9 protein-coding genes are annotated in these 9,725 nt (G+C 30.1%); 1 reads left to right on the forward strand and 8 read right to left on the reverse strand.

The window, feature by feature from the left end; genetic code table 11:
• Positions 1 to 286: 286 nt before the first annotated feature.
• From dapF to U9R42_11260, 8 genes are all read right to left on the reverse strand, one after another.
• Positions 287 to 1,078: a diaminopimelate epimerase gene (gene dapF, locus U9R42_11225; GenBank protein MEA3496597.1), complete on the reverse strand. Its 792-nt coding sequence runs from the start codon at positions 1,076 to 1,078 to the stop codon at positions 287 to 289.
• A 13-nt stretch (positions 1,079 to 1,091) separates the two neighbouring features.
• Complete coding sequence (gene kdsB, locus U9R42_11230; GenBank protein ID MEA3496598.1) at positions 1,092 to 1,841, reverse strand: 3-deoxy-manno-octulosonate cytidylyltransferase; 750 nt, start codon at positions 1,839 to 1,841, stop codon at positions 1,092 to 1,094.
• Between the two features lie 457 nt (positions 1,842 to 2,298).
• Positions 2,299 to 2,730: a hypothetical protein gene (locus U9R42_11235; protein ID MEA3496599.1), complete on the reverse strand. Its 432-nt coding sequence runs from the start codon at positions 2,728 to 2,730 to the stop codon at positions 2,299 to 2,301.
• Positions 2,731 to 2,853: 123 nt separating this feature from the next.
• Positions 2,854 to 3,447 (reverse strand): indolepyruvate oxidoreductase subunit beta, encoded by a 594-nt coding sequence (locus tag U9R42_11240; GenBank protein MEA3496600.1) that lies wholly within the window; start codon positions 3,445 to 3,447, stop codon positions 2,854 to 2,856.
• Position 3,448: 1 nt separating this feature from the next.
• Entirely contained in the window at positions 3,449 to 5,065 is a 1,617-nt protein-coding gene (locus U9R42_11245; protein MEA3496601.1) for a thiamine pyrophosphate-dependent enzyme, read from the reverse strand.
• 142 nt (positions 5,066 to 5,207) lie between these two features.
• The gene (locus U9R42_11250; GenBank protein MEA3496602.1) at positions 5,208 to 5,585 is read right to left on the reverse strand and encodes a heavy metal-associated domain-containing protein; all 378 of its coding nucleotides are present in this window, start codon (positions 5,583 to 5,585) and stop codon (positions 5,208 to 5,210) included.
• Positions 5,586 to 5,615: 30 nt separating this feature from the next.
• Entirely contained in the window at positions 5,616 to 7,844 is a 2,229-nt protein-coding gene (locus tag U9R42_11255) for a TonB-dependent receptor (protein ID MEA3496603.1), read from the reverse strand.
• A 436-nt stretch (positions 7,845 to 8,280) separates the two neighbouring features.
• Positions 8,281 to 8,748 (reverse strand): hypothetical protein, encoded by a 468-nt coding sequence (locus U9R42_11260; protein MEA3496604.1) that lies wholly within the window; start codon positions 8,746 to 8,748, stop codon positions 8,281 to 8,283.
• A 405-nt stretch (positions 8,749 to 9,153) separates the two neighbouring features.
• Between U9R42_11260 and U9R42_11265 the strand changes: the two genes are divergently transcribed.
• Positions 9,154 to 9,725 (forward strand): enoyl-CoA hydratase-related protein (locus tag U9R42_11265; protein MEA3496605.1); only part of this gene is annotated, 572 nt, incomplete at its 3' end.

Consider the following 9,725-nt stretch of genomic DNA (forward strand, 5'->3'; position numbering starts at 1 on the left):
CAATCCGTAATTTGTGATGCAGTAAATTTTGGAAGTCGAAATTTATTAACAATGTTTACAATCTCTGAATATGTTTTGCCAAATAGAATATCTTTTTTCATAGGAAATATTTAAATCATTACTAAAGTTTCGCACCATAATCCAAAGTGTATAAACACTAAAGACCAATTCAACTTAGAGCGTTTTTGTGCATAGTGGAAAAAAGTAAAAACAGTTACGAATACTCAAAAGTGCAAAGATACACCAAGAAAAGGAATTTCAAAAAATGAATTATTAGAACATCTTTTTATCTTTTAATTGTTGTTGTACCGTCAAAAACCTTTACAACAGCACCTTCCAAAATAATTTTTGTAAAAATACTTTTATCTATTTTAAAATTGACTTTTAAATTTCCGCCTTTAGTTTGGAGTTGAACTGAATAATTATCTGTTTTAATTTTTTGATAAAGATATGTTGAAATAGCAGAAGCAACAGCTCCTGTTCCACATGATAATGTTTCGTTTTCAACACCACGTTCATAAGTTCTGATGGAAATATTGTTTTTGTCAATTATTTTAACAAAATTCACATTTGTTCCTTCGGGTGCAAATTCTTTGCTGTTTCTTATCTTTTTACCTTCAGAAAAAACATCAATATTATTAATTTCATTTTTAAAAAATACAGCATGAGGAGAGCCTGTGTTCAAAAAAAAGTATTCTTTATTAATAGTTATTTTTTTAACATCATTCAATGAAAGACGAACTATATTATTCTCAATTTCAGCGGTATGTAATCCGTCAGTAGTGTTAAAAAAAGTGTAGCCTGAAATTATTCCAAGTTCTCTTGCAAAATGCACAACACAGCGTCCACCATTGCCACACATGCTTCCTTCAAAGCCATTGGAGTTGAAATATTTCATGTTAAAGTCTTGCTTCTCATCATCCTCAAGAAGAATCAAACCATCAGCACCAATACCAAATTGCCTGTAACATAATTGTTGGATTAGCTTGTTATTTTCAGCAGGGAATAAATTTTTTCTATTGTCAATAAGGATAAAATCATTTCCTGTTCCATGGTATTTTGAAAAATTAATTTTCACTTTTAAATATTTTTTATTGATAAACAGTAGTTAAAATCTCATTTGCTTTTTCTAAATCTTCAGCTGTATCAACGGAAAGTCCATAATATTTTGTTTTGGTAAGTTTAATTTTATATCCGTTAAAAAGCCACCTTAATTGCTCTAATGATTCAGCTTTTTCTATTTTTACGGATTGCAATTTAACAATCTTTTTTAAAACTTCTGAGCGAAAAGCGTAAATGCCAATGTGCTTAAAATACTCAGAATTTTTAAGCCAATTCTCTTTTTCATGACCTCTCACAAATGGAATTGAAGCTCGGCTGAAATATATTGCAAATGAATCTTTATCTTTTAAAACTTTAATAGTATTTGGGGAATTTAAGTCTTCAATATTATCAATTTTTTCAATTAGTGTAGATATTTGAACATCTTTTTGTTTAAAAGATTTTATCAATAATTCAATTTGTTTTGGCTCAAAAAATGGCTCATCTCCTTGAATATTAATAACTATGTCAAAATCTTTTTCATATTTTTTAAATGCTTCTGCACATCTTTCGGTACCTGTTTTATGCGAGGTAGAGGTCATTATTACTTCGGCTCCAAACTTTTTTGCATGCTTTTCAATTTTTTTATTATCTGTTGCAATTATAACTTTGTCAAGGGAGGAAAGCATCGCTCTTTCATAAACTCTTTGAATCATGCTTTTATTACCTATCATTGCCAGTGGTTTTCCCGGAAATCTTGTTGAGTCGTAGCGTGCAGGTATTATTCCAATTGTTTTCATGTGTTTATATTTTAATAATGAATATTGACCACGTTCGCTGTAGCTTTAGCGGTTGCGAAACAAGGAATTTTGAATAATGAAGTTTTTAATTAATTGCAATAATACCGGATATTTTTTTTGTTATTTCAGTATTCGTTATTCCTTGTTCTGTATTCGATATTATTTCCATCTGTTTATATTTTTGTAGTTGATACATTATTTCCAATTTCATTAATCCTGCCTGTCCGTGCAGGCTGTGTCGAAATTTACTCGTCAGGGGTGTTTCATCTAATAATTTTTTAAGCTTCAAATATAGTGATTCACTATAAATTGTGAAAATTGTAGAAATGCTGTAAATTTATAGAACCCCATTTAACTTTAGATTTCAAACACATTACAAATGTGTTTGAATTAACAAAAATATTGTGATTGTATTGAGCTTACAATCAGGATTAAATAATTCTTTGACAGTTAAAAACTAGTTGCTATAAACATGGTTTTCCGACAGATAATATGATGTATAAAAGATGAAGAAATTTTCTTTTAGGTCTTCTATATAGTCAACAAAACCAGCGGTTTTCTTTTTAAGAGAAATTCTTTTATCAGAAATTTCTTCTTGAATTTTAATGCTGTCATTACCATTTATTTTGGCAATTTTGTTTCTTAATAATTTGTATTCTTTTATCAAACGGTTAGCAAGATCGGTGTAAACAATAAATTTGTTTTGATATTGCTCTACTTCTCCCATTAATTCTTTATCGAAGTAATATTTTACTAATTTATCAAGGTCTGATTGAAGAATATTGATTTGGTTTTTGTAAAACTTTATTTTGTTGATCCACAATCTTTGGTTGAAATGCAGATCTTTATAAAGCTCTGTTGTTTCAGGTTCTTTTACATCTGTAATCATATTTGTATTTTTATCTTTTTATGTGCATTTAGAAGCGAATTAATCAAATCACAATATAACAAATTTTATGCAAATAACAAGTCTTTTTAAAAAAAGTATATTTTATTAAATCATTACTAACAATCAAATACTTATGTTATGAAATTCTTTTGAAGCTTCTCTTCCTAAGTAAAATGCATCTATGTTCATTTTGACAATTTTATCACCTTTTTTCCCGAATATATAATTTAATGCAACTTCGTATTTCTTTGGTTCAAATCCTAAAAATGGAGATGCTGCACCTAGAATTACAATATTAGCACTTTTGCTAGAACCTGCTTCTTTGCCTAATTCTTCTGCATTAAAAAGTACATGATTCCCAAAATCTTTAATGTCTTTATATATTATTTCTTTCTCAGGATAGTTAGGAATATTCACGTAAGCTTTGTTGTTTGTAATTATCCATCCGTTTTTATTTAGCCATGGAATATATCTTAAAGATTCCATTGGTTCAACGGAAATAATAAGGTCAGCTTTACCTTTAGGAATAAGGTCAGAAGCAATATATTTGTCCGAAATTCTTAAGTGAGATGAAACATCACCGCCTCTTTGACTCATGCCATGTACTTCTGCTTGTTTTAAATATAGGTCGTCATTAACTGCAATATAACCTATAACTGTAGCTATTGAAAGTATTCCCTGTCCTCCTACTCCTGCTAAAATTATATCTTTTTTCATTCTACAATAAATTTATTTTTTTTTGTTTAATTAGTTTATTTCTTCTTGCAATTGTTTGAACACATTCTCTTCGTGGAATCACAACTGAAACTCCATTATATTCTAATTCTTCTTTGATTACTTTTACATTTTCATCATGATATTTTCTAATAGGATTTAATATTTTTATATGTTCTTTATCAACACCTAATCCTTCACAAATATTTTCAATTCGTCCAAATCCTTGAGAATCTTGACCGCCTGTCATTCCTGTTGTTGAATTATCAAGAATTAAAACGGTAATTGGAGATTTTTTAATAATGGCATCCAATAATCCTGTCATTCCTGAGTGTGTAAATGTTGAATCGCCAATAACAGCAACAGCAGGAACTTTACCTGCATCGGCAAGCCCTATTGCCATAGTTATTGATGCACCCATATCAACACATGAATTGATTGATTGAAATGGTTTTAATGCTGCAAGTGTATAACAACCGATATCTGCCATTACCCGTCCTTTGCTGTATGGTGCAAGTGCTTCATCTAATGCATTATATGAGTCAATATGAGAACATCCTTTGCAAAATGAAGGCGGACGACCAACAATGTTTTTTGATAATTCATCTGAATAATCTTCACTTATGCCTAATGCTTTTGCAACAAGATTACTGTTGAGTTCTCCATCACGTGGAATACTACCATCAAGTCTTCCTTTAATTGTAATTCCCTCTGCATAAAAACCTTTTAACATTTCTTCTACCAAAGGGTATCCGTCTTCAAGTACTAATAGCTCATTACACTCCTCTTTGAGTTTATTTAGTATTTTTGGCGGTATTGGATATTGAGAAATCTTAACAACAGGATATGGAACTTCTTTGTTTTCAAAATTTTCAAGAAGATAATTGTAAGCTAAACCACAAGCAACTATTCCCAAACTTTTATCCTTGCCATCAATGTATTTGTTAAATGGAGAATTTTCTGATTCTTTTTCAAAATCATCTTGTTTCTTTATTAATTCTTTGTAATTTTTTCGTGCAATTGCAGGAAGAAGTACATATTGTTGTAAATTTTTTGGAATTGAAAGTTCATTTTGCTTTTTTATTTCCTGTCTTTTTACTCCTGCTCGTGAATGAGCTAATCTGGTAGCAATTCTGAATAAAACAGGTATTTTATATTTTTCAGAAAAATCAAAAGCATGATGAACCATATCATAAGATTCTTGTTGATTTGATGGTTCAAATATTGGCATTAAAGCAAACTTGCCAAAATATCTTGAGTCTTGCTCGTTTTGTGATGAATGCATTGAGGGATCATCAGCAGAAACAATTACCAAACCGCCATTTGCTCCGGTTATTGAAGAATTCATAAATGGGTCGGCAGCAACATTTAATCCTACATGCTTCATACATGCCATTACTCTTTTTCCTGCATAGGACATTCCTAATGCTGACTCTAATGCTGTTTTTTCATTTGACGACCATTTTCTGTGAATATTTCTTTCTTTGGCATCTTTTGATCGCTGAACATATTCCAATATTTCTGTGGAAGGCGTTCCGGGATAAGCATAGATTCCTGATATTCCAGAATCAATTGCTCCTTGTGCAATCGCTTCGTCTCCTAATAATAATAATTTTTGCATTGGTATTTATGTTTTTTAGTATTCGCTATTTTTAAGAAATAACAAATGTAATAATTATTAGCATTTAATTTACTTAAATTTTAAAAAAATCCCCTATCAAAAGATTAACAGGGGATTACGCTGACAAAACTATTGTGTTTCTTTATGATTTTTTATTACAACATTTTGTTGTCTTTTTATTGCATTTTGTTTCTGTTTTACATTTTGCATCTTTTTCCGTTACCTCAAAATCCAGATTAGAAATTGATTTAATTATTTCTTTCTTGCTGGTTTTACTCTTGTTGTATTTTACCCTAACATTTTTGTTCTTAAGGTCAATATCAAAATCTTTTACACCTTTTTCGTAAGCAAGGCATTTACCAAGCTTGTTTGAGCATGCATTACAACTCATAGAAACCTCTAAATCAATAGTTTCGTATTTAGTAGCTTTTTCTGCTTTTTGTGAATATGATTTTTGACTTAGCATTGTTAAGGATACTATTAATGCCATAAAAATAATTTGTGCTTTTTTTGTTTTCATAATTTTGTTTTTAATTTGTTAAAAAATTTATTAATTTAATTTAAATCTGACACCTGCATAAATTTTCCTCCCAATAAGAGGTCCCCAAACTTGTGAAGCGTCAAAATTATCTCCAAAAGGTTTGTCATAGGCAATGATGGCATCTTCCTGAATGTAATCACTAAGATTTTCAGCACCACCGTATAGTTCAAATCTTTTAAAGTTTCGTGTTAATTGAAAGTTCATTATAATAAAATTAGGAGAAAATTCTTCTTCGATCTCAGTTTGGTCAATGAAATTATTTGGTAATCGGCTAACACCATTGTATTGAAAAATATAGTCGAATTGCCATTTATCCCATTTTGTAGCATAAGAGAGATTTATTAAGGCTTTATCCTTTTTTACCAAAGGTGTTTTTTGCAATTTCCCGTCAAATGTGGATTTTACATCATTTATTCTGTATGCCATTAAAACATCAAATCTTTCAAATGCTTCAAATGAAAGTTCTGCTTGAGCAGTGTTTGCATAAGACTTACCTTCAAGATTGTAAAAATATGCCATCCCTGATTTCTTGTCAAGGTCAACAATTACTTGATTTACAAAATCGGTTCTAAAAAAATCCAAGTTTAAAGAATATTTTTTACCCAATAGATGAATATCTTTTGTTAAAAATATTCCATAATTCCATGCTTCTTCAATATCTAATTCTTCTGTGAAAACAAAAATTTTTGAAGTGGCAAGAAGTGAAGTGTTTTCTGCAAAGATATTTGCTAAGCGATATCCTTTCCCTACCGATGTCCTAAAGGTTAATTTATCTGTTAGTTTGTACTTTAAATGAAATCGTGGTGTAAAAAGATTGCCATAAATATTGTGGTAATCATCACGTATTCCTGCAACTATTATTAATTTCTTTGGACCTTTATAAGTGTATTCAAAATAAATTCCGGGAACTATTTCCTGCCTTGAAAAAAGACTGTCATTAAAGTTTTCTTCATAATTGTCGTAAGTAAAAGTAGCACCTGCAATGTAATTATGTGCTGTATTACCTATTATGGAGCTGAAAATTATATTTGTGTTAAAGTTATTTTGATTGCCGATATAATTATTCAACCCGAATATTGAGGATTGCTCATATTTTGAAAAATCATTAATGATTGCCATACTTTGGTAAGGCTTGTCTTTAAAAAATATTCCTGCTTTCCAAAAAGCTGTTAATCTTTTTGTCCGGATATCAATTCCGTAGGCATTAGTTGTTCCTTCATCTTTAGATTTATCATAAAAAACCTGACCTCCGTTTTTGCTTTCATCCAAAAAGCTAACTCCAAATTGAGAAACAAGTTTGTTGCTCTTATATTTCCACCTGTTAAGAAAATGATATTGTTTTGTTAACGGAATATCAATAAAATTGTCTTTATTCTTATCTACTTTGTTAGCAAGGTATTCTCCATGAGCAAAAATCATAGTACTCCATTTTTTATTTAGCTTATGTGCCGAATAAATATTTACTTCTGTTTTGCCAAATTGATTTCCAACTTGGTTGAAGTAAAATTTCTCAGCTGTATCGGGTTTCAAGTATTCAAAATTTATTTGACCTGTTATCGATTCATAGCTATTTTTTACAGATGCTGATCCTTTAGATATCTGAATAGATTCCATCCAAGGACCTGGAATATATGTTAATCCGTAGGTGCTTGACAATCCACGTACAGCAGGGATATTTTCCATTTGTATATGAATGTATTTTCCTGCAAGTCCTAAAAGCATAATTTGCTTTGCTCCTGAAATTGCATCACTAAAAGAAACATCAACGGATGCGTTTGTTTCAAAGCTTTCTGATAAATTACAACAAGCAGCTTTATGAAATTCCTCACCTGTAATTAGTTGAGAATTAATTGCAGTTGCTTTTTCAAAAAAAGCTGTGCCTCGTCTTTCTGCAATTACAACTTCATCCAATTTTATATTTGAATAAAGGATAATATCTTGATGCATACTTTTATTTGATATGTTTATTGTATCTGATTTATATCCGATGTAACTAACAACAAGTTTTGAATTTTTTATAGGCGGAATTTTCAGTGTATAAATACCCTCCGCATTTGTGGATGTTCCAATACTTGAATTTGCCCAATAAACATTGGCACCTACAAGTAATTCTTTCTTGTTTTCATTACTCACACCCCAAACTGCACCATCTAATATGCCTTTTTTACGTGCGTGTTTTTGAGCATTTGATAGTGTGAGATTTATAAAAACAATTACAATTATTAATATAATTTTCATATTTAATATTTTCATTATTTAGTGCATTTTAGAAAACTATCTATTTTGTTAATATTCAGCAGGTATAAGATATTGAAACTTAAAAATATGCCACAGACATGCTAAGTGTAATAAAAACATGACTACGTCTGCCGAAGACAGATTCACAGATTGATTTTACGTGATTTAATGAATTTTTACAGAGAAAACGACCGAAGGTGGTTTTTAAATCTGTGAATCTGTGGCTTTTATATTCTGCATAGTTGCTGAGTAGTAACTCTATTTTTAATTGTGTAGAGTTTTTTAAGAAACACTATTTACTAAAATTTATATTTTTTTTAAAAATTCAGTTCTAATGATAATTATTGAACTCTTTTTTTAAAGCTATATTTTGAGTTTTATTAAGCTTGATTCAAAAGTTCAATGATTTTTTTTATCATTAAAATCATTTTCTATTTTAGTAAATATTATCGGGTATGATTTTATTATGGTGATAATAAAATATTAGTATTTTCCGTAGTAGTATCGGAAAATCAATTCGTTTTATTGTTTTTTGAAAAATATCTGAATCATCATTTGTGATTAGCAAATTACAAATACTGATTACTGAAGCAAAAGGTTTAATTACCTCTAATGTTTGTGAGGAAAGATAATCTGAATCACTTTTTAAATATTTAATTGTTTTTGTACAACAAGATTGATGATCACTAAAAGAGCAAACTTCATTTTCTTCTGTACAACAAGATTCTTGATGATGTTCGTCAACACATAAATTACATTTATCATTCGTAGAAAAAGCATCAAGTGAAATAGAGGCTTTTTCTGAACAACTACAGTATGATTGTACTATTACAAAACCTAAGGTGGATGTTAGGAATATTAATACAGTGAAAACTGCAACGATATTTTTAAAAGCGTGATTCAAAATTTTTAAAATGTTTTTAAAATTTAGCAATATTTAGTCCAATTATAAAGTTGAGTCCACTCTAAAAAGTAATGAGTGCAGGTTTTGAAAATCAGGAATTGCCCCATTCCTTAAAGGGAGTCCTGATTTTCAGCTACTTCTCCCTTTAGGGCTTGGGGCAGAAAGGAGCTGAAAATCATTTTAAGATTTTTTAGAGTGGACTCAAAGTCCCCTTAAATATTTAATTTTTTATTAACTTTTTTCATACAGGCAGGTAACATTCGTGAAGCTATTATTTCTTTGAAAACAACTTTTGATTCTCGGGCACGATTTCCAAAATAGAAACTTTTCTAAAAGAAGTTTTGAATACTGAAAACAGCTTTCATAATAAAAACGTACTTTTGCATGAAAAAAGAAAATAAAAATATGGCAAGTAATTTTGATTGGAAGACAATAAAAGAATATTCGGATATTAAATTTTCCTATTATCAGGGAATAGCAAAAATCAGTATAAACAGAATTGAAAAGCATAATGCTTTTACACCGCTAACTGTTGATGAAATGATTGATGCTATGCGAATTTGTTGGCAGGAGCCAAAATATGAAGTTATTATTTTTACAGGAGAAGGAGATAAAGCATTTTGTAGTGGAGGTGATCAATCTGTAAGAAAAGATGGAGGATATGTTTCAAAAGACGGAGTACCTCGCCTTAATGTTTTAGAACTTCAAAAAATGATTAGGTCAATTCCAAAGGCTGTGATAGCAATGGTTGCAGGATGGTCAATAGGTGGTGGACATGTTTTACATCTTATGTGCGATCTTACAATTGCTGCACAAAATGCAAAATTTGGACAAACAGGACCAAAGGTTGGTAGCTTTGACGGTGGATTTGGTGCTTCGTATCTTGCACGAATAGTAGGACAAAAAAAAGCAAGGGAAATTTGGTTTTTATGTGATCAGTACAATGCCGAAGAAGCACTTGATATGGGTTTGATAAA

The organism is Bacteroidota bacterium (genome assembly GCA_034723125.1).
GTDB lineage: Bacteria > Bacteroidota > Bacteroidia > CAILMK01 > JAAYUY01 > JAYEOP01.

Excerpts from the sequence above, each read along its gene's own strand:
- kdsB (MEA3496598.1), bottom strand. The coding sequence starts at position 1,841 with ATGAAAACAATTGGAATAATACCTGCACGCTACGACTCAACAAGATTT.
- U9R42_11235 (MEA3496599.1), bottom strand. The coding sequence starts at position 2,730 with ATGATTACAGATGTAAAAGAACCTGAAACAACAGAGCTTTATAAAGAT.
- U9R42_11240 (MEA3496600.1), bottom strand. The coding sequence starts at position 3,447 with ATGAAAAAAGATATAATTTTAGCAGGAGTAGGAGGACAGGGAATACTT.
- U9R42_11245 (MEA3496601.1), bottom strand. The coding sequence starts at position 5,065 with ATGCAAAAATTATTATTATTAGGAGACGAAGCGATTGCACAAGGAGCA.
- U9R42_11250 (MEA3496602.1), bottom strand. The coding sequence starts at position 5,585 with ATGAAAACAAAAAAAGCACAAATTATTTTTATGGCATTAATAGTATCC.
- U9R42_11255 (MEA3496603.1), bottom strand. The coding sequence starts at position 7,844 with ATGAAAATTATATTAATAATTGTAATTGTTTTTATAAATCTCACACTA.